Annotated in this window: 7 tRNA genes; all 7 read left to right on the top strand. The window is 50.5% G+C overall.

What is annotated here, in order from left to right:
- Window positions 1-78: 78 nt before the first annotated feature.
- Window positions 79-151 (top strand) — tRNA-Val (locus IEV09_RS12690).
- Window positions 152-155: 4 nt separating this feature from the next.
- A tRNA-Lys gene (locus IEV09_RS12685) sits at window positions 156-228 on the top strand.
- A gap of 26 nt (window positions 229-254) precedes the next feature.
- Window positions 255-336 (top strand) — tRNA-Leu (locus IEV09_RS12680).
- 9 nt (window positions 337-345) lie between these two features.
- A tRNA-Thr gene (locus IEV09_RS12675) sits at window positions 346-418 on the top strand.
- A 27-nt stretch (window positions 419-445) separates the two neighbouring features.
- Window positions 446-517 (top strand) — tRNA-Gly (locus IEV09_RS12670).
- A gap of 14 nt (window positions 518-531) precedes the next feature.
- A tRNA-Leu gene (locus IEV09_RS12665) sits at window positions 532-617 on the top strand.
- 6 nt (window positions 618-623) lie between these two features.
- Window positions 624-697 (top strand) — tRNA-Arg (locus IEV09_RS12660).
- Window positions 698-723 lie beyond the last annotated feature (26 nt).

Here is a 723-nt window from a genome sequence, read left to right as displayed (position 1 = left end):
TCTTAGCGCCGATTGTAGTGAAGGGTTTCCCTTTGTGAGAGCAGGACGTCGCCACGCGAATTTAATTTATCTCATTATGGGGGTTTAGCTCAGCTGGGAGAGCATCTGCCTTACAAGCAGAGGGTCAGCGGTTCGAACCCGTTAACCCCCATCATGAGTCGTTAGCTCAGTTGGTAGAGCATCTGACTTTTAATCAGAGGGTCACAGGTTCGAGCCCTGTACGACTCATTTTTTAACTCATGCATTACGCACACGCGGGTGTGGCGGAATTGGCAGACGCACTAGACTTAGGATCTAGCGCCTTCGGGCATGGGGGTTCAAGTCCCTTCACCCGCATGAAGTTACGCCGGCTTAGCTCAGTTGGTAGAGCATCTGATTTGTAATCAGAGGGTCGAGGGTTCAAGTCCTTTAGCCGGCATTTAATTAAATAAGCTTTAAGTATGTTGCGGAAATAGCTCAGTGGTAGAGCACCACCTTGCCAAGGTGGGGGTCGCGGGTTCGAACCCCGTTTTCCGCTTAGCCAATTCTAACGCCGGGGTGGCGGAACTGGCAGACGCACAGGACTTAAAATCCTGCGATGAGTGATCATCGTGCCGGTTCGATTCCGGCCCTCGGCATTATTTGCACCCATAGCTCAATTGGATAGAGTACTTGACTACGAATCAAGCGGTTAGAGGTTCGACTCCTCTTGGGTGCGTTTAACTAGATTTTAAACGGGAAGTA

The sequence above is a fragment of the Enterococcus alcedinis genome, from assembly GCF_014635985.1.
GTDB lineage: Bacteria > Bacillota > Bacilli > Lactobacillales > Enterococcaceae > Enterococcus_I > Enterococcus_I alcedinis.
The sequence above is the reverse complement of the archived record's forward strand: the minus strand, read 5'-3'. Positions and strand labels throughout refer to the sequence as shown.